19 protein-coding genes are annotated in these 23,188 nt (G+C 41.4%); 7 read left to right on the plus strand and 12 right to left on the minus strand.

The annotated features are described in order from the left end of the window. Positions 1 to 5: 5 nt before the first annotated feature. The 3 genes from PO903_RS04170 to PO903_RS04180 are packed head-to-tail and all read right to left on the minus strand — an operon-like array spanning position 6 to position 3,501. Positions 6 to 1,256 (minus strand): MFS transporter, encoded by a 1,251-nt coding sequence (locus tag PO903_RS04170; protein WP_273592683.1) that lies wholly within the window; start codon positions 1,254 to 1,256, stop codon positions 6 to 8. Between the two features lie 20 nt (positions 1,257 to 1,276). Then, positions 1,277 to 2,272, minus strand: coding sequence for an ROK family protein (locus tag PO903_RS04175; protein ID WP_273592684.1), 996 nt, complete (start codon positions 2,270 to 2,272; stop codon positions 1,277 to 1,279). Beyond that, positions 2,269 to 3,501 carry an ROK family transcriptional regulator gene (locus PO903_RS04180; protein WP_273592685.1) on the minus strand — a complete coding sequence of 411 codons (1,233 nt, stop codon included), beginning with the start codon at positions 3,499 to 3,501 and terminating at the stop codon, positions 2,269 to 2,271. Before PO903_RS04180 ends, PO903_RS04175 begins: the two co-directional genes overlap by 4 nt. 434 nt (positions 3,502 to 3,935) lie before the next feature. Here PO903_RS04180 and PO903_RS04185 point away from each other — a divergent pair, with 434 nt between their 5' ends. Further along, positions 3,936 to 4,445, plus strand: coding sequence for a Crp/Fnr family transcriptional regulator (locus PO903_RS04185; protein ID WP_273592686.1), 510 nt, complete (start codon positions 3,936 to 3,938; stop codon positions 4,443 to 4,445). Positions 4,446 to 4,513: 68 nt separating this feature from the next. On the opposite strand, the gene PO903_RS04190 is transcribed toward PO903_RS04185, so the two are convergent. Both PO903_RS04190 and PO903_RS04195 read right to left on the minus strand, forming a co-directional pair. After that, a complete protein-coding gene (locus tag PO903_RS04190; protein ID WP_273592687.1) occupies positions 4,514 to 5,530 on the minus strand; it encodes a PTS sugar transporter subunit IIC in 1,017 nt (338 codons plus the stop codon). Positions 5,531 to 5,744: 214 nt separating this feature from the next. Beyond that, on the minus strand, positions 5,745 to 6,155 hold the full coding sequence (locus PO903_RS04195; protein ID WP_273592688.1) for a FlxA-like family protein: 411 nt from the start codon (positions 6,153 to 6,155) through the stop codon (positions 5,745 to 5,747). 134 nt (positions 6,156 to 6,289) lie between these two features. Here PO903_RS04195 and PO903_RS04200 point away from each other — a divergent pair, with 134 nt between their 5' ends. Next, complete coding sequence (locus tag PO903_RS04200; RefSeq protein ID WP_273592689.1) at positions 6,290 to 6,802, plus strand: cupin domain-containing protein; 513 nt, start codon at positions 6,290 to 6,292, stop codon at positions 6,800 to 6,802. Here PO903_RS04200 and PO903_RS04205 read toward each other — a convergent pair whose 3' ends face one another. Further along, positions 6,803 to 8,854 carry a methyl-accepting chemotaxis protein gene (locus PO903_RS04205; protein WP_245703479.1) on the minus strand — a complete coding sequence of 684 codons (2,052 nt, stop codon included), beginning with the start codon at positions 8,852 to 8,854 and terminating at the stop codon, positions 6,803 to 6,805. It lies immediately after the preceding gene. Positions 8,855 to 9,410: 556 nt separating this feature from the next. Here PO903_RS04205 and PO903_RS04210 point away from each other — a divergent pair. Continuing rightward, the gene (locus PO903_RS04210) at positions 9,411 to 9,575 is read left to right on the plus strand and encodes a hypothetical protein (protein WP_161594272.1); all 165 of its coding nucleotides are present in this window, start codon (positions 9,411 to 9,413) and stop codon (positions 9,573 to 9,575) included. A 104-nt stretch (positions 9,576 to 9,679) separates the two neighbouring features. On the opposite strand, the gene PO903_RS04215 is transcribed toward PO903_RS04210, so the two are convergent. Genes PO903_RS04215 through PO903_RS04225 form a run of 3 tightly spaced genes read right to left on the minus strand, consistent with a single transcriptional unit; the run spans position 9,680 to position 12,700 of the window. After that, positions 9,680 to 10,555: a serine/threonine protein kinase gene (locus PO903_RS04215; RefSeq protein ID WP_137223880.1), complete on the minus strand. Its 876-nt coding sequence runs from the start codon at positions 10,553 to 10,555 to the stop codon at positions 9,680 to 9,682. A gap of 29 nt (positions 10,556 to 10,584) precedes the next feature. Next, complete coding sequence (locus PO903_RS04220; protein ID WP_137223882.1) at positions 10,585 to 11,637, minus strand: YcjF family protein; 1,053 nt, start codon at positions 11,635 to 11,637, stop codon at positions 10,585 to 10,587. 31 nt (positions 11,638 to 11,668) lie between these two features. Then, positions 11,669 to 12,700, minus strand: a complete 1,032-nt coding sequence (locus PO903_RS04225) for a zinc-binding alcohol dehydrogenase family protein (protein ID WP_273592690.1) — start codon at positions 12,698 to 12,700, stop codon at positions 11,669 to 11,671. A gap of 195 nt (positions 12,701 to 12,895) precedes the next feature. On the opposite strand from PO903_RS04225, the gene PO903_RS04230 reads away from it, so the two are divergent. From PO903_RS04230 to PO903_RS04245, 4 genes are all read left to right on the plus strand, one after another. After that, complete coding sequence (locus PO903_RS04230) at positions 12,896 to 13,750, plus strand: sugar phosphate isomerase/epimerase family protein (protein WP_273592691.1); 855 nt, start codon at positions 12,896 to 12,898, stop codon at positions 13,748 to 13,750. Then, positions 13,750 to 14,934, plus strand: coding sequence for a Gfo/Idh/MocA family protein (locus tag PO903_RS04235; protein ID WP_273592692.1), 1,185 nt, complete (start codon positions 13,750 to 13,752; stop codon positions 14,932 to 14,934). Before PO903_RS04230 ends, PO903_RS04235 begins: the two co-directional genes overlap by 1 nt. Before the next feature lie 34 nt (positions 14,935 to 14,968). Next, positions 14,969 to 16,102 (plus strand): Gfo/Idh/MocA family protein, encoded by a 1,134-nt coding sequence (locus PO903_RS04240; protein WP_273592693.1) that lies wholly within the window; start codon positions 14,969 to 14,971, stop codon positions 16,100 to 16,102. 64 nt (positions 16,103 to 16,166) lie between these two features. Further along, complete coding sequence (locus PO903_RS04245) at positions 16,167 to 17,030, plus strand: AraC family transcriptional regulator (protein ID WP_137223890.1); 864 nt, start codon at positions 16,167 to 16,169, stop codon at positions 17,028 to 17,030. Between the two features lie 79 nt (positions 17,031 to 17,109). Here PO903_RS04245 and PO903_RS04250 read toward each other — a convergent pair whose 3' ends face one another. Genes PO903_RS04250 through PO903_RS04260 form a run of 3 tightly spaced genes read right to left on the minus strand, consistent with a single transcriptional unit; the run spans position 17,110 to position 23,188 of the window. Then, entirely contained in the window at positions 17,110 to 18,885 is a 1,776-nt protein-coding gene (locus tag PO903_RS04250; RefSeq protein ID WP_273592694.1) for an S-layer homology domain-containing protein, read from the minus strand. A gap of 47 nt (positions 18,886 to 18,932) precedes the next feature. Beyond that, the gene (locus PO903_RS04255; RefSeq protein ID WP_273592695.1) at positions 18,933 to 20,057 is read right to left on the minus strand and encodes a response regulator; all 1,125 of its coding nucleotides are present in this window, start codon (positions 20,055 to 20,057) and stop codon (positions 18,933 to 18,935) included. Continuing rightward, positions 20,054 to 23,188 (minus strand): hybrid sensor histidine kinase/response regulator, encoded by a 3,135-nt coding sequence (locus PO903_RS04260; protein WP_273592696.1) that lies wholly within the window; start codon positions 23,186 to 23,188, stop codon positions 20,054 to 20,056. Before PO903_RS04260 ends, PO903_RS04255 begins: the two co-directional genes overlap by 4 nt.

A 23,188-nucleotide genomic window follows, 5' to 3' on the forward strand; every position in this document is an offset into this window, starting at 1 on the left:
GAATATTATTGAGGAACAGCCGAAGAAGAATGACGACTCTGAAGCGCCACATATAATAATAAAAGAGAACCTAGCATCGCACTGATCACACAGGAAAGATTCATCGCTTGCGAACCACCCAGTTCTAGTAAATAGCCATTCAGTAGATTACCAATAATACCTGCAATACCGACAAACACCATATTAAAAATACTCTGTCCGGTCGCTTGCATATGTTTGGATGTGATACGTGATACATATTCTACCGCCGCAATATAGAAGAACCCGAAGGATAAACCATGTAACAATTGTACCGCTAACATGACAGAAGGCACCGGAAATAACCACTGAATGCCCCAGCGCAAAATATAAGCAAACGCCGCTAACAGCAACATTTTCTCATGCCCGATACGGCGAATCACTTTGGCGGCGATTAACATCGAAGGAATATTAGCGGCTGAAGCAATCAACAGACCGACTCCTGCCAGTTGTAATGTACCGCCTGCATCTTGAAAAGACAGCACAAAGTACGAGTTGAACGCAGTGAGTGTCTGATTAACTAGTAAGCTTCCCCCGAGGAAAAATAAAAATAAGCGATTGGTTAATAACGTCTTAATACCTGCACTAAGCGATTGATTCAGAATCCGACTTTCATCAGAACGGCGAGGTAACGTAAACGCCAATATAGCGGCTAATACATTGAACAACATAAAAGGAATCCAAATTAGAGATACATCGTATCGACTAACATACAATCCACCGAGGTAACCTCCAATTGCTGTACCTATACTACCCAGAAACCGGATTGCTCCGTATGTAGTATTGGCTTTTTGCGCCGCCACCAGTGCATATGAATCCGCCATTGGTGCTTGAGTCGCTGTAAAGACGGTAGAGATCGTATACACCATTATCAGAATCAAGAAGTACGGACTTTGATAAAGAATCGATAACAAACCTGGAATCGCTACACTCAATAACAGCACCAATCTCATTTGCTGAAAACGGTCCACAACGAATCCCCAGACAGGTTGTACCAGAATCGAAATAAACGTACCGATGGATAACAACAAACCTACTTGTCCACTACCAAGCCCTCCACCTACAAGCATCGAAGATAGATAGGGATTAAAGATTCCACCTGCTAATCCGGCGAGCAAATAAAAGCTACGAATACGTAGCAACACGTCTTTGGGTGACTGTTCCTCTTTCCATTGATCCGCTAGCCGCTTTGAGGAGTCCCGTATTCCTTTTAACTTAGCACTCCATATGGAGATCATGATCATCACTCCTTTTTGATCTAACGGCTATGTGGGTTCATCATTAATGGATCATTCAATACACCATAGACTGCTCCAAGCGCTCCAGCCACATTGCCTAATACCGCAGGAACGAGTTGTGCATGAATCGGAGTAAACTGCTGAATACGTTGGCTTAATTGTTCAATATAATAGCTAGAATCTGCTACACCGCCACCAATCACTACACATTCTGGATTGAGTAGCGAAATCATATTGGCAATACCTGCCGCCATATAATCGACTGGTACATTCATAATCTCTTGTGCATCACTATTTCCTGCTTGTGCTAGCATCAATACATCTACAGCCTGTACCTGCTCAATGTCTCCTCCTGCGTGCACAACAATCGGATGAGTAGCATCTGCTTGTTGACTGGTTAACCATTGTCTGGCGTATATGCCTATGCCTGTACCGGATGCATGGGATTCGAATCGTCCAAATTCATGACTGTTAACCACTTCAAGCGATCTCTGCTCTGGCTGATGATCGACAACAAAATAAGAGACTTCTCCTGCGGTATAGTCGGCACCACGGAACAAGGTATCATTTAAAATAACTGCGCCACCGATGCCTGTGCCTACAGTGAGCATAATCATATGCTTTTTCCCGATGCCTGCTCCTTGCCAGTGTTCTCCAAGGGCGGCTACATTCACATCATTATCCAAATACAAAGCTCCTTGATAAAAGGGTTCAATCTGCTTTATCAACGATACTCCGTCTAAAGGAAGCGCTGGAATATGGGTAATCACTCCGGTGGCGACATTGACTGCTCCAGGCAAGCCTATACCGATCCCTTCAATGTCTGCGATCGTGCGATCGATAGTAGACAGGAGATGATGTACTTGCTCAAATAAAGCCGAAAAAAAAGCCGAAGGTTGCCTTGCTTGAATCGTAGGTTGCTTGTGCTGCGCTAATATAGAACCTTCACGATCGGTAACGATCATTAACGTTTTGGTTCCTCCAATATCGATTCCGATCATCAAGCCTGTACTCATTCTTTGTCCTCCTGCTCTGCAAATAATATTTTACCGCCTACCACTAACATATCTTCTCTTATATATTGAAAAGCTCGGTGAATACCTGACCATGCCGCTCCTTGAATCACACCTTTGCCGGTTAGCATAGTTGTCGTTAATTGAGGGCACACTGGAGCATATTGTTCCATCTGCTGCTGAAGAGTCGGAATAAATAAATCTGCATGCTCTCCTATGTCTCCGCCAAAAACGATCATTTCCGGTGCTAACATGGATGCTAAATTAATTAGTGATAATGAAAGTTGTTGTCCGTATTGTTCCACGATAGCTTGTGCATCTGGATTGTGCTGACGCGCTTGGTTCATCAAGGTTGGAATATCCCATTGACTGATCGAATCAGAGACAGTCGCATCCGTATGAGAAGCACTGTAGTGTTGAATAAGACGACGAAGCCCTGCTCCACCGATCTGCTCTTCTAAGCGCTCTCCATGAACAGAGCGAGAAAGACATTGACCCATTTCACCTGCGGACCCGGATAAGCCACGATACAATTTGCTATCAATCATAATACCTGCGCCTACTCCTTCACCCAGAGACACATAGACCATATGTTGCACCGATTGTGCAGCTCCATATTCTTTTTCAGCGATAGTTGCTAGATTAACATCATTGTCGAGAAGGATTTCACAAGGAAATAAAGAAGCTAATGAAGAAGAGGATAATGCAGAATAGTAAGGTTCAAATTGAGGAAGTAGCGTATGAATGGTTCCATTGTCAGGATGGACAACCGCTGGAATTCCTGCTGATAAAAAGCGTACTTGATTCCATGTAACATTTGCCTGTGCGATGAGCTGATCCATATGTGTTTTTAGCTGTGTTAACATGCTCTGCTCGATATGTGAAGCTTCAAGAACAAAATGCCCTGTCTCAATAATCTTGCCTGACAAATCTGTTAAAGCGGTACGAATATAATCTGCTCCGATATCCAGTGTTACAATATAGAAGACTGCTGGATTAAATGAAAGCAATTGCCCTTTGCGTCCCTGCTGATTGCTATCATCTTGTCCTATTTCCGCAATTAATTGATGTTGGATTAAATTCTGAACTGCTGAAGAAACGGTAGGTTTACTCAATCCAGTGCGCCGGCTAATCTCTGCTCGCGATAAGCTATCGTGTTGCACAATCACTTCCAAAATCAAATATTCATTCAGATTGCGGATCATTTGCGGATTGCCGATAGACATTAACATGACATGCTCCTTTGAACTTTTTTTGTAATTAGTAAATGATCTTTACTAATTAGTTGAGAATAGTATACGTCGGCTTGATGATACTGTCTAGTGTATAATAACCATTCAATAATATGAGGGAGGTGATGTAATGAAAGGTGATTTAAGAGTGTTAGCGGTAATTTGTATTATTGCACCGATCCTTTTCGGTTTATGGCTAAGTTTTAACAGTGAATTCTTAATTCCATCAGGGTACGACTTGGCGATAGACGGATACGTTATCTCTCGAACTCTTATGATTATTTTTTGTTTGTATTTATTGACGAAGTTAGGATACTTTATCTTAGAATCGAGAAAAAAGAATGAAGATTAAAATAAAATTTGGAAATAAAAAAGCTATCTCACTGCATACACAGTAAAATAGCTTGAGCAAATTAGCGAAAAGAGGTTAGATGATGATTTTACATAAAGGTGAATTTTTGTTCCGACAAGGAGAACATGGTGGGCTATATCATATCACTAGCGGTCTTTTTAAAATTGTACGTCTGCATGAAGATGGTAATCCTATTTTATTTAATATTATTGTGCCTGGAGAAACGATTCCACATCATTCGCTTATCAGCCCGATGGCGTATCATGGAACAGCGATTGCTTTAATAACCAGTGAAGTTGAACCGATCTCTGCCACCGAATGGTATGCACAATTGGAACGTGAACCGCTTCGCTACCGTGACATCGCTGTCCAATTACAAGATAAATTGCGGATGATGCAACAGCGGATCGATCAACTGACCCAGATTGCTCCTGCTGACAAATTAACTCATTTACAGAGTTGGTTCCAGAACTATCTCAGCGATATCCCCATAACTGATATTCTAACGCAAGATGAGATTGGACAATTAATCGGTGTACGACGGGAAACGGTCAACCGCTTGCTTCGAGCACAGATGAAGCATATAGAATAGATCTTATCAAAAAGCCTTCTACAATATAGTTTTTTTGATAACTTCAACTTCTAATTATCTGTTCACATCTATTGTACTTCCATATGCAGATCGCCTGTTTTTGCCCAGCCTATTTTTTTGAGTACATAATAGAGAACCAGTGTAATAATTGCAGGTAAAAGAACACCGATCATTAGATATACAATAAATGCACTAGCTCCTTGAGTCGCCAAAATATTTAACGGTGCAATCATCGAGTTCAATCCTAAACCTGCTAATTCATATGAAGCTTGGAAATGGAATACCAGAGTAGCAATCGGAGCACAAATAATCGCTGCGATAAACGTAGGTAAAACCAATCGTGGATTTTTGACCAAGTTGGGAAATTGTACTTTGGGAGTGACTAGAATCTGCGCTATAATTCCGCCTGCATCGTTCTGTCGAGCAGACATTAATGTAAATCCTACAAATTGAACGGTACATCCAATCAATGCGGCTGCACTGGATACCGGATCTAATTTGAGTGCAATCGCAATCGCCGCTGACGATGCTGGAGACATTAACAATATACTCCATACTAATGAGATTGCCATCGAAGCTAAAATAGGAGAACCTTGTACTGATTCCGTAATTCCTGCGCTAATCGTAATTAATAACGGTGTCACTACAGCAGCAAGCCCTGCGCCCACTAATCCGCCGACAAAAACAGCCCCTAACGGAATTGCCATCATATCAAGCTTGGTACGCCCTGTAATTCGTTTTCCTACATATGTGGCTACGATCGCTGCAAGCACAGCACTGATGGGCTGTCCGGGTACAAGCGTCATTCCGCCTTCTACATTGAGATGAAGAGCGGCTCCACCGATCGTACTTGCGATCATCGCACTAAAAAGAACAAGCGTATTGCCACCCAATTGAAAAGCGATCCCTGCTCCTAATGCAGGCGCAAGCAATATTTTGGCAACCGATCCGATAGCGATCAGTGTATCCCATCCAAGAAATTTACCAAATGTCTCGAAAAGCAATCCTATTCCCAGTGTGACCAGAACAGCATTTGCCATTCCTGCTGAAGCTTTGTACATCCGACTGACTACATATTCTTTCATTTCTGTATACTCCTTTGTGCTGTATGCGTATAATGATCCAAACGTTTATTAGTTATCCTAACACTATCATTTTGATACTGTAAATCATATATTTTCAGAAATACATATTATCCTTGAAAATCATCATCATTTTGCAATTCATTTCAAGCGTATGTATAGCAAAAAAAGCCATCTCCAAGGAAAGATAGCTTTTCAATATTCCACGATATGTGTATTAAACAGTGATATCTAGTAATCCGCCTACACCCATATCGGCTGTACTGCGTTTGGCTTTTTCATCTTCCTGCGTTTGTCGAACAGCTTCTTGTACATCTTTAATCGATTGAATCGCTGCTTTGGCAGTAGAACCTGTACTGCTTGTCGAATCTGTCGATACTGTACTGGTATCTGAAGAATCACTATTACTGGATTTGGCACTAGCTTGAGCGATTTGACGCTGTACTTGTTGAATCTGTTGTTGCACTTGTTTGATCTGTTGTTCGCTATCTTTTTGGTCTGTGCTACTTTGTAATTTGGTTAATTGAGATTGTAACGCTGTTTTTTGTTTTTCCAATGCACTGGTGTCGGTTGTAGTTGCAGCAGAAGCTGTTTGGTATGCACTTGATGTAACGGAAGAAATATTCATAGGTATTGCCCCTTTGTCCGATAGATTACCCCTTTCTTGTTCATTATTCCCTGCCTGTATTATCGGTTGGTTATGTCAATTTGTGTATAGCAACATTGTATATTTATGCATTTCTTTAAGGAGGTTTTATTCATATGAGCACTCAGACTGTTCAAGCTTTTTACTTTAAATCTAATCAAGGAATTCCTAATAATCCTCATTTACCTGTATTGCTGTATCCGCAAGCATTTCACAACAATCCGGCACAGACTGAATCTATATTCAATCAACACCAGTGGCTGAATAGTTGGACAAATGGTGTATTTGATTATCATCATTATCACAGTAATGCACATGAAGTTTTAGGCGTAATCAGTGGTCATGTGACAGTACAACTAGGCGGTAAAGAAGGAAAAATATTCACTTTGCAGACAGGCGATGTAGTCGTTTTACCTGCGGGCACAGGGCATAAGCGGTTATCCGCCAGCCCTGATTTTCGAATTGTAGGCGCCTATCCTGATGGCATGTCCTACAATACACGTACTCCAGCAGACAAAGAAAAAGAACATGCGACAGCTTTGGCTGAAATCTCGCATGTTCCTCTTCCGAAAATGGACCCTATTTATGGACCTAATGGGCCCTTATTGCAACACTGGCATTCGGTTTAATTATACTTTGAAGCGTTGAATCATTTGGTTCAGACGATCTGCACTATCATTGGTTTTCTTCGCTTCTTCAGCAATTTCATTTGCTTTGTTTACAACAACCGTTGTTTTATCTGCAATCTCTTCTGTACCTTCAGCTGATTCATTGTTAGAAATCGAGATTTCATTGATCGCTTGAGCTAGATTCTGTACTGAAGCACTTAATTCTTCGCTCGTTGCGCTAAATTCAGAAACCATACGATCAATATAAGTAGCATCATTCAAGTACGATTCACTCGTTTTGTTCATCATTGCATAATCTTTAGCAATATTACCTGTTAGTAGATCGATTAGACGTTGTGTAAAGTTCTGTAGATTCCCTACAGAATCTGTAACATTGCTGGTGATCACTTGAATCTGACCGACTGTGTCTTTGGAAGCATCTGCTAACTTGCGGATTTCTTCTGCGACAACTGCGAATCCTCGACCTGCTTCACCTGCTCTTGCCGCTTCAATAGAAGCATTTAGCGCAAGTAAGTTAGTTTGTTTTGTAATTTGTAGAATAGATTCGCTTAACTCTTTGATCGTATCTACTGATTTGGATTGTTCAAGAGCTTCATCTAAACCGACTTTTACTTCTTCATAGACTACAGTCGTTTCTGCAACTGATTTTTCTAGAGCTACTTTGAAATCAGTAGCGCGTTTACTAATGATATTCGCTTCTTCTGCACCTTCTTGAGCGCCTTTAGCGATAGATTCAATCGCTTTTTCAAATTCATCGGTAGAAGCATTGATTTGTTGTGCAGAAGCGGCTGTTTCTTCCATACCAGCAGACATATTTTGCGTAGTTGCCGATACGTCTTGCAATTCTTTATCCATATCTATAAACATCGTGTGTGCTGTATTGCTAGCTTCTTTAAGATTTCTGGATTCTTCACTCACTGATTGAACGACTTGTCTTGTAAATTCATGCATCCGGTTCATCGAACGAATCAATACGCCCGTTTCACCCACACTATTTTCATATTGCGTAGGCAATAGTTTAGAGAAATCACCTTTGGACATAATTTCTAATTGCTCAGAAGCCAGACGGATTGGTTTGACAATACTACGTACGACTAGGAAAAGAATAATTAGAGCAATGATCAGAACGATAATTGTGATCACAACAATAGTTGTTAAAATACTATATAGATCGTTCATATAACTACTTACAGGAAGAAATGTAACTACGCTCATTTTCAAAGAATCATCTTTCACAAAAGAAGCAAGATAACGTTCGCCACCAATAGTTACATAACCTGTACCATTTTCAGCAGTACCTATCGTTTTAAGTCCATCTTCGTTATTCAACTGGGTAAAATCAGTCTTAAGCACTTGATTCGCATCTTGTGAAGCAATAACGATACCTTTTTCATTAGTCACGATTGTGTTAATCGTTTGCTCTTTTTCTTTTTGAGTGATGCCATCCAATAGCGTATTGATATTCATAGGAAGTGCAAATACATTTAATACTTTATTAGTCGTCGGGTTTTTGACAGGTTCAACGACTACAATAACAGGATTGCCGGTTACAGGTGAAATCTGCATTTCAGACACCATAGGATTACCACTATTCATTACTTGTTTGTACCAAGGAGATGTGGAGATTAAGTCTGTTCCTTGCGATTTTCCTGCAAGACCATCCAAAAATACTTTGTCTTGATAAGAGAAGAATATATTTTCATACAATCCATTCGAGTTTTGTAATTTATCATTAAAGTTGTTTTGAATACGATTGAAGCTAGCCGTATTGGTTACGCCTGTTGTGATAAGATTTTGAAAAAAGTCAACATTGTAGATTTCTTTAGAAATGGAACTAGCTAATGTTTGTTGAGCAGCAACTGCCATTTGAAGTTCTGTGACTTTCTCATTCGCTACACGAGTTAGTGAGTTCGTATTCATAGACTCATACGAACGAGTCGTCATTACGCCAACAGCTGTAATAGAAACAGCCATAGCCAAAACAATACACAAAGCAGCAATAGATAATATCCGCGAAAACAAGCTCCCGGTCATATTTCGAAATAATTTCATAGTAGTAATTAACTCCTCTTATTTAAAATCTAAGTGATGGACATGCTATGACTAACGACGGGTTCTTAAATCATCAAATAATATACTAATTTATACTTTTTTAGAATAATCGACTTATAATATTACTTTTTTCGACAATTAGTAATCTATTTGAATCAGTTCTTTTTGCCTATATTTTAATATATACTTTTATTCGACATTTGAATCACCATTCTTTATATTTTTACAAAAATTTAATTTATAAAATTTAATTTTACGCAATTCATTATAGTTATTATCGGTATGAACAACATGATTTAAAAGGTTTTTTATAAAAAAAGGTTATATATCTCTATTTTGACCTCAATCCGTATGCACATAGATAAGATTCAAAATGATTCTTTATTTAGAAACCTTATCCCCTCCTGCCCGTAGAAAGTAGAAAGGAATAGGAAATGTACTTAGTAAATGCAAACACATGTCAACCGTTTCCTATGTATTAAGACCTATTCTGCTTCATTATTTCAAATAAAACCACAAATGTACTTCAAAATGAACAAAAAAGGAGCTATTTATTATGGGTATGATTAAAAGTCTGATCAAACATCTGATCTCTTCGAAGAAAAAGCGTAGGCGTTCGTATAGTAGCAGTGATCGTTATCGTCGTGGAGGTTTTCATAATCAACATGGGCGTGGACATTATCGAGGAAAGCGTTCATCCAGCTCGTATAGCAGTAGCTAATCCGAGGATGATGTATTTCTATCAACACAAAAACAAATATCCCGTGCAGAATATCGTTAAGAGATACGATGTTATTCTGTCGGGATATTTTTATGATCATTCTTCTAATTTGAAATCATTTCAATCTCAGCAATAATCTGATCGATTTCTTGAGCAATCTCATCGATCTGATCGTAAGGCTGTGTTGGCTCCACGAGGAGCATACGACGAATCATCTGATGTGTACGTGGATGAAGAGATAATTCATCTTCCCAGCTACCCTGTGGTTGTTCTGTAGCGAGAGAAGCTTCTTCGCTCTGCTCTTCATGACTATACAGAAGGAATAACAACAAATGCCCCAACCCGTAAAAGTCGCTCGTTACATGCAAAGCTCGTCTAATCCGCTTCTCTTCCTGATCACCACTAACCAGTTCATCAAGTAGCGCTACACTTCTTGTTCCTTCCCCTTGTTGCCACATCAGCCCTAGATCGATCAAATAGACTTGATCGTGATCATAGATTACATTTGAAAGGCTAATATCTCTGTGTACCCATCCTTGATGATGAATAGCAGTCACAATCTCTACTAATGGCTTCATCCATTGCAGAGCTTCACGTTCATTCAAGCGTATCCCTTGTTCGAAAATAAGCTCTCCTACATTATGCCCTTCCATATATGTCATCACCAGACAATGATAATGATGATATAGAAATGTATCGATCAATGCAGGAATGCGCGGATGATCTATTGCCGCCATCGCTTTACATTCACGTTCATAGATCAATTGTGCACGTCTATGACCACCACGCAAAGGGTAGACTCTTTTCAATACACAGGTCTGTAAGGTCTGGATATCTTCGCATAGATAAGTGACACCATAACTTCCTGTGCCTAAGCGTCTACTAATCCGATAACGCTCATGAATAAGCTGTCCTTCTGCAAAGTGTCGCTCTTGAGCCCAGCGCATCAGATGACCTTGTAGCCGTTGTAATGCCTTCAATCATTTATCCAGCCTTTCTGTTCACATGCTTATTTAGGATCGTCTAATGATGTGATCTGAGATACATCTTGTTTTTTGGTACGTTCACGGAACTTTTTGTATAATTTGCCGACGGTTTCAGGAGTGACTTCGATATTACGTTCATATGCATATTTCACTGAATAACCTAGTGCTAATGTAATCGCTCCCGCCACGCCTGCTCCAGCTACAGAACCTGCTCCAGGGAAGATTTTGAGCACTTGAGCAAATAGACTTTTGCCTAGATTACCAATAATAGCTGTAATCACTATTTCTTTCGCGGTTTCACGACTGATCGGCTTGTTATACAGCGCAGCTAAGCGTGTCAGTAATCCGATCTGAATCGCGGTGATCGGAATAATATCAGCTCCCGGAATAGGTGCTGCTCCTATCGCCCCCGCCGAAGTAGCCGCGCCCACAATCCATTTGTTGGCGGTTGACGACTTTTCTTTGATCGTACGGGCGAATAGAATGTCCTTACTTTTTTTTTTCAATAGATCCAAAATGCTATCACGTAATGTATCAATATTTTGTCCGGTACGTGAAGATACGGGAATGACTTGATATTTATGCCCTGTTTCTTGTTGAATACGACGAACCAGACGATCAATCTCATCTGCTGCATCAATTTTGTTCAATACAATAATGATATTGTTATTGATTTTCTCTAACGCTTGTAATGAATTTTTTTCAGCTTCTGAATATACGGTTCCTGCGGCATTTAGGAAAAAAAGAACCACATCCGTTTTGCGATAATATTCGCGTGTCACAGCTGAGTTGCTAAGATTCACATCATTCAAGCCCGGTGTATCGATAAAAATAATCTTTTCCCGATAAGCATAAGGCTTAATCTCGGTCGTCTCTCCCGGCTCTGCACCGACCCCGGCTACCTCTTCGCCTACAATCCGATTAATCGTTGATGACTTCCCTGCATTAACATCACCGATTAAAGCGATCAATACTTCATCTTTCATCTGGCGATTAATCTCATCCATTTCTTTATCAAAAGCTTCATCTGCTGTTTTGCGAATCGTCGCTTTGAGCTGGTCATTATTCGTACTCATCGTATGCCTCCTATATAGATCAAAATATCGTTTACGATTCAAAATTTTCTAAGACTAATTTGCCAATCATATCGCCTGCTTCTAACAATCGATGGGCTTCTCGTAATTGAGTCGCATTAATTGGACGTAGACGCTTGGTTTCTGTTGTGCGAAGCTTGCCTTCGTCAATCTGACTAGCCATCCGATTTAAAATTACACTCTGCTCGCTCATATCGTCTGTCCCATACATTGAACGGGTGAACATAAATTCCCAGACAAACGTAGCACTTTTGTTTTTGAGCGCTTCCAGATCGATCGGTTGCTCGGTTTCTACAATCGAACATATTTTGCCTTGTGGTGCTATCGCATCCGCCATATGTTGCCAGTGTTGGTCGGTATGATTTAAGCATAATATATAATGCACATCTGAAAAGCCTATCTTTTTCAACTGAGGCACAAATGCGTCATGATGATTAATCACATGATCGGCTCCGTGCGCTTTCGCCCAATCTGACGTTTCTGGACGTGATGCTGTACCAATAACCGTCAATCCTGCCAGATGCGCCATCTGTGTAGCGATAGAACCAACTCCACCTGCGGCATTAATAATCAGTATCGTGTGCCCAGCATTGGATACCGCATCTTCCGAAATGCCCAGACGCTCATGAATCGCTTCCCATGCTGTAATTGCAGTCAAAGGCAGAGCAGCCGCAGCAGCAAAATCAAGTGACTTGGGCTTATGCCCTACAATCCGTTCATCGACAAGATGGTATTCACTGTTACCCCCTGCTCGTGTAACACTCCCTGCATAGAAGACTTCATCTCCTACCTGAAAATGAGTGACTTGATTTCCTACTTCAACCACAATACCCGCTACATCCCAGCCTAGAATACGTGGATTCTCCTCCACTTGATCTTTGGGTGCTCTAATCTTGGTATCTACAGGATTCACAGAAATCGCTTGGACTTGAACCAATAGATCATGTCCACTAGCCGATGGTTTCGGTATTTCTACATCTAATAGACTGTCTGCTTGATCGATAGATAAGTAATGGGTCACCCCTACAGCTTTCATCGTATTCATTATTTCATCCCTCCGGTATCTATGTACTTCTTTGGTATATATTTACCCGTTATTCATTTATCTCACACTAACCGCTTCGCTCTTTTATTTATCCCTTATTCTACTTCTACGTTCAGATCACCTTATTGGATACAAATACATGGTACATTGGGCAAATCAATGGATGTATGTGACGAAGGAGCTGACGATCTACGTATGAAACTTTCTGTGTTTACCGTATGTACGCCTGATCTAACACCTGAACAATTGATTACAGCAGCAACTCAAGCAGGGATAGACGGGATTGAGTGGCGGTTTGCGTCTATTCCTGAAGAAGCTTTAGCAGAAGAACCTTCGTTCTGGCGACATAATCGTTGTTCGATTGATCCAGAACATACCGAACCGAACGTCTCGATCATTAAGCAATCTGTACAGCAACATCAATTGGAATCGATTGCTCTTGTGCCTTATCTAAAATGTGGTGATCTAGACAGCACCCATCATGCTTTTGCCACTGCTCAGCAACTGGGAGCTTCGATGATGCGTGTTGGTGTGCCAATGTATGATCGCACCCGTCATTATCGTGATCTGGATGCAGAAGCGACCCGGTACCTTTCCAGTGTGCAAGAACTCGCTCAACAATACGGGATCCAAGCATTGATCGAAACGCATCATCAGACGATAGCTGCCAGTGCTTCTGCCGCTTTACGTCTGGTTGAACATCTTGATCCAGAACATGTAGGCGTTCTCTATGATCCGGGCAATATGGTGCATGAAGGATATGAGAATTATCGGATGGGGCTTCAATTACTCGGGCCTTATCTGGCTCATGTTCATGTTAAAAATGCAGCATGGATACAACAAGATCAGCAGTGGCATTGTCAGTGGGCTCCGATGCTTGAAGGTATCGTTCCGTGGCAACAGATTATTAGTGATCTGCAAAGTGTAGGATACGACGGTTATCTAGGTGTCGAAGACTTTAGCGGACAACTGGATTCCTTCGAGATGTTGCAGTATTTTGCCGGATCATTCCGTGAACTTGCCGGACAGTATATCAAGGAGGGACAGTAATGACACAGTCAGATTCTAGCGTACGTGTAGGTATTATTGGAGTCGGCAATATGGGTAGTGCTCATGCCCGCACTTTATTATCAGGGACGATCAAGGGTGCTGAACTTGTCGCTGTCTGCGATATTCGAGAAATGATGCGTGATTGGGTGAGTGAACAGTTATCACCGACACTGGCTTTTTGGACAAATGCAGAAGAGATGTTGTCTTCAGGTACGGTGGATGCTGTCATTCTAGCGACTCCTCATTATGATCATGCAAGACAAGCGGCACTCGCTTTTGGCGCAGGTATTCATGTCTTAGTCGAAAAGCCTGCTGGCGTATACACAAGACAAGTACGAGAAATGAATGAAGCCGCTGCTCAAAGTGGTAGTGTCTTTTCGATCATGTACAATCAACGTACCAATCCCCTTTATATCAAATTAAAAGACTTGATCTCTTCCGGTGAACTGGGCGAGATTAGGCGGCTGAATTGGATTATTACTAACTGGTATCGGTCGCAAAGTTATTACGATTCTGGCGGTTGGCGTGCGACATGGAGTGGTGAAGGCGGTGGGGTATTGATCAATCAATGTCCACATCAACTGGATCTATTGCAATGGACAACAGGGATGATGCCTACACGTATTCGAGCATTTTGCCAGTTTGGTAAGTATCGCAATATTGAAGTGGAAGATGATGTGACTGCTTATGCCGAATATGAGAATGGCGCAACCGCTGTATTTATTACTACCACAGGTGAATATCCGGGTAGCAATCGGTTTGAAATTACAGGCGATCAAGGCAAAATCGTAATCGAAAACGACACACTGACATTTTGGCGCTTACGTGAATCAGAGACTCAATTTAATAAGCATTATGAAGGCAAGTTCGGGCATCCTGAATGTTGGAAATGTGAGATCCCGATCGAAGGAATGGAGACCGGTCATCCAGGCATTATACAAAATTGGATCGATAGTATTCAGTATGGCACAGCTCTGATTGCTCCCGGGGAAGAAGGGATTCGTGGATTGAGCTTATCGAATGCGATGTATTTATCTACATGGATCGATGATTGGGTAGCATTGCCTGTCAGTGAAGAACAATTTGAACATGAATTAGAGCAACGTAAACAACATTCCTCGATCTCCAAAAGTAATGCGGTAACCGACCAACTGCCTACAGATCTAAGTGCTACGTATAAATAATTTTGTATAAGCTATGTATTTAGGAGGTTTAGAGATGAGTCAGAACCACAAAGACGGCATGTTCTATGCACCAACAAGTGAATATCAATCTCAAATCGTCTGTGCTCCTGGTCAATTTCAGATCGCTGTTGCTGCACTGGATCACGGGCATATCTATGGAATGTGTGAAGGACTGGTACAAGCGGGAGCTTCGGTCAAATGGGTGTATGATCCTGATCCACTCAAAGTCGAACAATTTCGCAAGCAATTCCCTGAAGTAACTATCGCTCCAACATTAGAGCATATTTTACAAGATGACGATATTGTGTTGGTGGCTGCGGCGGCTATTCCAGCAGATCGAGGGCCTTTGGGGATACAGGTTATGCAAGCAGGCAAAGATTATTTTACAGATAAAGCGCCATTTACTACACTGGATCAACTGACCCAAGCTAGGCTAGAAGCAGAACGTAGCGGACGTAAATATATGGTCTATTATAGTGAACGTCTGCATGTAGAAAGTGCTGTCTATGCAGAACAATTGATTGGGCAAGGTGCAATCGGACGTGTCATACAGGTGATCGGCACAGGGCCTCATCGCTTACAAGCTTCCAAGCGACCGGACTGGTTTTTTGAGCGTGAACGGTATGGCGGTATTTTGTGCGATATTGGAAGTCATCAGATTGAACAATTTTTAACCTTTACAGGTTCTACAGATGCATCGATTCAGCACAGTCGTGTCGCTAACTTTAATCACCCTCAATATCCAGAATTAGAAGACTTCGGAGAAATTTCATTGCTAGGAGATAGCGGAGCTTCAGGGTATATGCGTGTAGATTGGTTTACACCGGAAGGGCTTAGTACATGGGGAGATGGACGAACGACTATTCTAGGCACAGACGGTTATATCGAACTGCGTAAATATGTAGATATTGCTCGGGATTCTACAGGAGATCATGTGTATCTGGTTAATCACGAAGGTGAATATCATTTTGACGTAAAAGGTAAAGTGGGTTATCCCTTTTTCGGTCAACTGATATTGGATGTATTGGAACGAACAGAGCGTGCGATGACACAAGAGCATGCATTCAAAGCCGCTGAATTATGTCTACTTTCACAACAACAAGCGTGGAATCAAAAAGAGCCTTTGCAAGGATTTACTTCTTCGCCTGTAGTGAATCGACTGTCCTAGCATTCTCTGTCAGTGTTACAATGGAGTCGAGATTATAGACCCATTGCAGGAGGTACACTGGCAGATGCCAAATACATTGCGTTTAGACCAGTCTGTCACTTATGGATATCGCTCGGAAATGCCTTTTCAACCACCGACCGTCGATGGATTTCATTCTCATCTGCATTATGAAATTTATTATTTTCATGCAGGTGTATGTACGTATATTATTGGAGATCGCAGTTATGATCTACGCCCAGGCGATGTGTTATTGATGCATGGTATGACATTACACCGTCCTCATCCTGCTCCAGATCAGCCTTATATTCGTACAATTTTGCATTTTGATCCGGCGGTGTTACACAATTATATTCAAGCAGAACATATCACGGAATTACTGTATCCTTTTGAACAGATCGGTAATTGTCGTCTTTCTCTGAATCCAGAGCAACAAGCGGAATGGGAGCAATCTTTGGCTTCTCTTCAACAGATCGCTCCTCAGGCAAATGAAAAAGTATCGCTGCGATTTATGATGCGTATGTGTGATCTACTGTCTTTACTTGCCGAACGATGCAAGCAAGAACATATTACCTATGAGCGTATCGGTAAATCAGGATATGCACAGGCGATCCTTGATTATATCGAAGCTCATTATATGCACGATATCACACTGGATCATATTGCCGATCATCTGCATCTTTCTAAGCCTTATATTGCAAGCGTATTCAAGCAATCGACAGGGACAACCGTGTTCAAATATCTATACAATCGGCGGATTACACAGGCTACATTGTTATTTCAATATCAAGCCGATCTATCGATTACAGAAGCAAGTCGATTGGTTGGATTCAAGCAATTAACTCATTTTAGCCGACTATTCAAGCAAATGGTTGGTTGCTCACCTGAAGTGTACCGAGCCAAGTGGGTCAACACTATAGTCGATTCGTAATAAGTAGCAAAGCCTGATCGCTGTAAGTTATATCTACAGTAATCAGGCTTTTTGTATGTTTACTATTACATGTGTGACCTTAGGATTGTATCCAACCGGATTGCTGTAACAATCGGCGAATCATCACTGTCGCTTGTGCGCGGGATACGTCGCTTTGCGGCTGAATCGCTCCTTGAACACCTTCAAGAATATGATATTTCACCGATAGTGCTAGTGCAGGTACTGCCCAGTTGGATACTTGCTTCCGATCGGCAAATGGGTTTAGCTGTGCATTCGCTTCACGGGTCGTGATCGCTGTACTCAATCCTGTTAATTTCATCGCATGACTTAAGATCTCACTGGCTTCTTCACGGGTAATCTGCTGATTCGGACGGAAAGTCGTATCATTGTATCCTTCAATCAGCCCATGATTACTTGCACTACCAATCACACCTGCATACCAATCGGAATCATGTACATCCGAGAAAGGGGTCTTACTTGGCTCCGCAGATAATCCTAGTGCTCTTACGATCATCGCCGCAAATTCTGCTCGTGTCACCAGTCGATCAGGCGCAAATACTCCCCCTTTTTCACCTGTGACTATCAGTCGAGAAGCCATATCATTCACATCTGCTGAACTCCAATGAGAACCGGTATCTGTAAAAGATGGATGATGAGACACCAGTGCATAGATGCCATTAGTCCATCCATGAATATGTGCTGTAGCACTGCTATCATTCGGTGATGAGATCAATGTAGGTACAGGATGCATGGAATGATCGGCTTGATATACTATCGCGGTAGTGGGCTTGGACGATATTGAATCTGTCGATGTTGTTACCGGCACTGGCATCGTAAGTTCTAGACTTTGATCGGTGCCTTGCGGAGAAATAGGTATGGTCTGTCCATCATATGAAGCTTGTAATTGTACACTTACAGGCGAGCCGACGATATTGATTTGTTGTAGATTCAATAGTGATTGCAGAGATGCTATATCACTATTGGATGGTGTCTTTATCTGAATCGTCAACGTGATTGAGGTCATCGATACAGGTGGCTTTGCAAAAGACTGTATTACCTTTTGCGGTTCTAACATAGCGATTGGTAATGTATAGGTGACTTGCGGACAGACAATCATGATCGTTCCTTTTTGATCGTATAATGCTTGTAGTAACGAACCTTCGATCGGTATCTGCATCGATGAATGATTACTTGTCACTGGAATCGTCAATGTATGCTCGCTATTAGCGGTGAGTTGCTCAATCGCTACATCGTTATTGATCTGGATAGAAGTGGTACCTGATGGGTCTGATTGGATCGTTGTCAGTGGATGAATAGCTGTTGGGTCAGTATCGGAATCATCAAGCGGAGTGGTCTTAGAATTTATTATAGGATCAGCTGACCCGACTACACTATCTGAGATGGATGGATGAGTCGTAGGGATCATCAAGCTTGCTGTTGGATCAGCAAATAGATACGTACCCTCTCTACCTAACTGAATCACAGCTAATAAGCGGTTATTTGTCGGATCGGCTTGCTCTCGAATATAGAGGTAACCCGGTTGCCACCGTATAGGCGTCACTATATCATCAGCTTGAATCCAGTGACCATTGATTCCATCCGTAGAATCTAGACTGTATTCGATCAAAGGAGTCGTTCCTGTTAACCAACCTGCAAGCACATTAACATCAACACTCTGTAGATCCACAGACGATCCTGCAAGTACAACAGGTGATAACAAGCTATCCCATCCTAAGGTATCTTCTGCTTCAGCCGATTTCACTCCGCCCCATCCCCATGCCATGATCATCAACAGACTGACACAACAGGCGTACACCGAATAGCGAACTGCATAACGTCCTTTATACCGATCCATCGCTAACCCCCTACTCTTTTCTGTACATCCGTATTTCTTGAATCATTCTATTGATGAAGTCGTTGGTATAACCGGACAGTTTCTTTTTCAGGTTCAATACCCAAGTCTTCTCGAAGCAAATTCACAAACCCTCGATAACAACTCGCTAATAATGCGTGATGACCAATACTTGCATAAGCTGTCATCAATAAGCGGCAGATTTCTTCAGAATATGGATCTTTCTGCCATGCTCCTAATAAACGCTGAATCGCTTGCTGTTCCCGGTGATGAGTAATCTCATATTGAGCAGTAGTAAACAGCAAATTCATATACGCATGCAGTAGATTTTGACGGCGAATACTTGCCCATGGATAATCATGTTCTTCTAAATAATCCCCTCGATATAACGATAACAAGTGATCATTTTGATGATAACAATCTTCTGCATAATCTTTGTCTGCTTGAATACCTGCTTCAAAGCGATCTACATCATTCATAATGCCTTCTTGATTCAAACGGTACCCTTCTTGCGCATATTCTAACTTGGTCGTAATGCCCCATTCTTTGAGCAACTTGCGAATCTGATAGACCGATGTATGCAAATGAGTCGTCGCTTTTTCCTCTGTATATTCCGGCCATAACGCATCGATGATTTTTTCTTTGGAGACCCATTCGCCTTTATTATGTAGCAAAAATGCAAACAGTTCTTGTGCTTTCATCGTGCGCCATTTCAGCTTTTTGCCATCATGTTGTCCATCTTGTAAAGTAAGTCGCTTAAAGCATAATACTTTGACAACATCTTCAACTTGCTGAGGTTCCTGCGCTTGGGGTACAGGAATAGAATGACGAATACGTTCTAGTGTCTTCTGGAAACGAACCGGTACAATCGGCTTCAAAATATAATCCAGTGCATTCAATTCAAAAGCTTCTAAAGCATATTCCGAATAAGCTGTAATATAAATAATTTTGATCTCCTGATCGATCTGTTGAATATATTCAGCCGCTTCTAAACCGTTAATCTCAGGCATACCGATATCAAGAAAAACAATATCTGTTTTATCTTTCTTCAGGTGATCAATACCAGCTTGAGCAAATGTGTATTTGCCGACCACTTCAATATTTCCATCTTTGTTTAATAGTTTTTCCAAATGTAACAACGCCGGCTTCTCATCATCAATCAAAATGGCTCTCATGCGCTTACTTCACCTCCCGGAATCGTAAAGCTTATCGTTGTTCCTTTGCCGACTGTGCTTTCAATATGAAGCCCTTGACCATACATCGCTAGTAGTCGTTTGTGAATATTGATCACCCCGACACCGCTATTGGCTGATGTAGATTCTCCTGCTAATAAAGCAGGAATCTTCTCAGGTGCCATCCCTATACCGTCATCTTGAATACGGACAAGTAGATTATTCTGTTGTTCTTGAATAGAGATAGTTAATATCCCTCCTACTGCTTTGTTCATCAGTCCATGACGTACTGCATTTTCAACAAGGGGTTGGATACTGAGCGGTGGAATCATCTGCCCTAGTTCACGATCCACATCCCATACAATCTGCAAACGTTCATCAAACCGTGCTTTTTCAAGCGATAGATAAGACTGAATCAATTCAATTTCTTTATTTAAAGTCGTTAACTGATCTCGATTCTGAAAATCAAAACTTCGCCGTAAATATTGACTAAGCTCAATTAGCAACTCTGAGGCTTGATCCGGATCGATCGAACACATCGCAATAATCGTATTCAGCGCATTATATAAGAAATGCGGCTTGATCTGTGCTTGCAAAAATGCCATTTCGGTACGCAATACAGTCTGCACTGAAGACTTCAGTTCTAATAAAGTATTCACACGTGCTCTTAGTTCAATCGCATGAACAGGCTTACCTAGAAAATCATTAACCCCTGCGGCAAATCCATTCTGAATATCTTCAGGACGACTGCGTGCGGTTAACATCAATATCGGTAGTTCGGATAAGGAGTATCGTTGACGAACTTGGCGACACAGTTCCAATCCAGACATCCCGGGCATCATCCAATCGGTAATCATCAGATCAATCTTCGGATGATATCGTAATTTATCCAGTGCCGCTTTCCCACTTTGCGCTTCGATCACTACATATTGTTGTAACGATAAAATGTTATTCAACACCCGTAAGTTCACCGGATCATCATCTACGATCAAGATCACTTGAGTATGATGTGAATGAGATAGCTCATCCTCTTTATTGATCAATGGCTCTTTCTCACGTTGGAGTACGGGTTTGCTTTTCGAAATAGACTGTTTCACTTCAGGTTGAGGGGTCATCGGTTGAACAGTAGTTATCATTTCTTTGGTCACCGGTACATCGGCAGTAGGCAATGTAACTGTAAATGTAGATCCTTGACCAAGAACCGATTCTACCGTGATCTGCCCATCATTTAATTCCACTAACTTTTTGGTAATACTAAGTCCAAGCCCTGTACCTGCGTAACTTTGCTCGGATAGCCCTAAGCCTTGTTCGAACGATTTGAAAATATCTTCATACCGATCTGCTTCGATTCCTATTCCTGTATCGACTACAGCAAACGTAACATGCCCGGCACCGACCTCAACAATAAAACGTATCTCACCTTGCTCTGTAAATTTCACAGCATTGCCGAGCAAATTATAAAGAATCTGACTTAACCGATCTTCATCGGTATATAAAGGAGGCACATATTCAGGCCATTCTTGGATAAATACAATCTGCCGTCCTGCGGCCGTATAACTAACAATCTCCAGCACCGATTCAGCAACAGTTCGTAGATTAACCGCTTTGCGATCCAGTAAAAGATCACCATTTTTCAATTTGGAATAATCCAAAATATCATTGATCAATGCGGCAAGCTTATGCCCTGTCGACGATACCACTATCAATTGATCGACTTGCTTATCTTCCAGAGGCCCTGCGGCTCCTTCGATCAGTGATTCGGTCATATTAATCATGCCATGCAGCGGTGTACGAAGCGCATGCGAAGTATTTGCAATAAATTCATTTTTCAATTCATCTAATGTCAGTAATTGCTGAGATAGATTTTCAATTTGCTGAAAAGAAAGGGCAAATTGTCGACCGATCATCAGACACTGTGTAATCACAAAAAATAGTACTTCGATAGGAATAATAGCTGTATTATCTATAATTCCGCGCAAGCTAATGATACTGATAATAGCGACCACCGCCAGACTATGCACACTTAGAAGCATCGACTGACTATGCGGTTGCTTCTTGATCACTGCTCTGACTACGATATAGATTACATACGCAATCGTTAGTAGATTACAGAGGAACCAGATTTGATCTATTTGCGTGAAAAAGGAAGTCGGTGTAAACATACTCATCGCTAGTAAAACAATGCTCATGATCCGATAACTACGTAACACAAGCACATACGCTACATTAGGCAAAGATTTACTCACATAAAACAGCAAACAATAATAGAAAATCACCGAACAACCCAGTTGAACACGTAACACCAGTTCATACGACAGTTCTGGCGATATCATACTGAACAACTTTTCTCCGTGAGTTAATACATGTAGAAAAGCAGCAATACAGAAAAATCCAAGATAAAGTAAGGTCTGATCTTTGCGTCGCATCTGATACAAAATCAATACATACAGACCCGGAAGTAAAAAGCCCCCCATGACAGCGATATCGCTAATAATAGAAATTTCACGTTCTTTTGTAATAGCAGTCATATCGCCAAAGTTAATCGGATAAGCGATACCACCAGAGGAATAACTATAATTCGATACTTGTACAACCAGATCAACAGTATTGCCATCGATAGGAACCCATGTGTTATAAGGCACATTGTTAGGGACTGTTGTTGCCGCTGTTGTGCCAGGTGTTCCACTGGAACCTACCCGTTGTCCATTAATAAAGATGCGATGAGCAGTACGAATATTTTTGACATGAATCCCGTATAAACGTTCTGCTTGTTGCTGATCTCCTACCAGAATACGCAAATGGTAAGTAGCATATCCAAAAGCAGAGCTACCGTTTTTTTGCATGACTTTATTCCACGATTGAGGGACTTGAATCGGTTGCGCGGGAATATTTACTGTCGCTGATGCTCCATTTTGAAAATCTTGAGGGTTCAGAAATACAGAGGGATAGATATCCCATTCGCCATTTAGCGACACAGTACCGTTGGTACTATAATCCCATTGGCGTAAATCTATAACTCCATGTTGTGCGACAGGATGATCTATTTTATCGACAAGATATTGCCGGATAAATCCGTATACAGGCGCAGCGATTAGCAATAGTACGATTAAGGGCACTAGCCATTGTTTTTTCAT

It is taken from the genome of Paenibacillus sp. PK4536 (assembly GCF_028594455.2).
Taxonomy (GTDB): Bacteria; Bacillota; Bacilli; order Paenibacillales; family Paenibacillaceae; genus Saccharibacillus; species Saccharibacillus nuruki.

Coding starts and splice junctions, on each gene's coding strand:
- PO903_RS04170 (WP_273592683.1), bottom strand. CDS start 1,256: ATGATCTCCATATGGAGTGCTAAGTTAAAAGGAATACGGGACTCCTCA.
- PO903_RS04175 (WP_273592684.1), bottom strand. CDS start 2,272: ATGAGTACAGGCTTGATGATCGGAATCGATATTGGAGGAACCAAAACG.
- PO903_RS04180 (WP_273592685.1), bottom strand. CDS start 3,501: ATGTTAATGTCTATCGGCAATCCGCAAATGATCCGCAATCTGAATGAA.
- PO903_RS04185 (WP_273592686.1), top strand. CDS start 3,936: ATGATTTTACATAAAGGTGAATTTTTGTTCCGACAAGGAGAACATGGT.
- PO903_RS04190 (WP_273592687.1), bottom strand. CDS start 5,530: ATGAAAGAATATGTAGTCAGTCGGATGTACAAAGCTTCAGCAGGAATG.
- PO903_RS04195 (WP_273592688.1), bottom strand. CDS start 6,155: ATGAATATTTCTTCCGTTACATCAAGTGCATACCAAACAGCTTCTGCT.
- PO903_RS04200 (WP_273592689.1), top strand. CDS start 6,290: ATGAGCACTCAGACTGTTCAAGCTTTTTACTTTAAATCTAATCAAGGA.
- PO903_RS04205 (WP_245703479.1), bottom strand. CDS start 8,854: ATGAAATTATTTCGAAATATGACCGGGAGCTTGTTTTCGCGGATATTA.
- PO903_RS04210 (WP_161594272.1), top strand. CDS start 9,411: ATGGGTATGATTAAAAGTCTGATCAAACATCTGATCTCTTCGAAGAAA.
- PO903_RS04220 (WP_137223882.1), bottom strand. CDS start 11,637: ATGAGTACGAATAATGACCAGCTCAAAGCGACGATTCGCAAAACAGCA.
- PO903_RS04225 (WP_273592690.1), bottom strand. CDS start 12,700: ATGAATACGATGAAAGCTGTAGGGGTGACCCATTACTTATCTATCGAT.
- PO903_RS04230 (WP_273592691.1), top strand. CDS start 12,896: ATGAAACTTTCTGTGTTTACCGTATGTACGCCTGATCTAACACCTGAA.
- PO903_RS04235 (WP_273592692.1), top strand. CDS start 13,750: ATGACACAGTCAGATTCTAGCGTACGTGTAGGTATTATTGGAGTCGGC.
- PO903_RS04240 (WP_273592693.1), top strand. CDS start 14,969: ATGAGTCAGAACCACAAAGACGGCATGTTCTATGCACCAACAAGTGAA.
- PO903_RS04245 (WP_137223890.1), top strand. CDS start 16,167: ATGCCAAATACATTGCGTTTAGACCAGTCTGTCACTTATGGATATCGC.
- PO903_RS04250 (WP_273592694.1), bottom strand. CDS start 18,885: ATGGATCGGTATAAAGGACGTTATGCAGTTCGCTATTCGGTGTACGCC.
- PO903_RS04255 (WP_273592695.1), bottom strand. CDS start 20,057: ATGAGAGCCATTTTGATTGATGATGAGAAGCCGGCGTTGTTACATTTG.
- PO903_RS04260 (WP_273592696.1), bottom strand. CDS start 23,188: ATGAAAAAACAATGGCTAGTGCCCTTAATCGTACTATTGCTAATCGCT.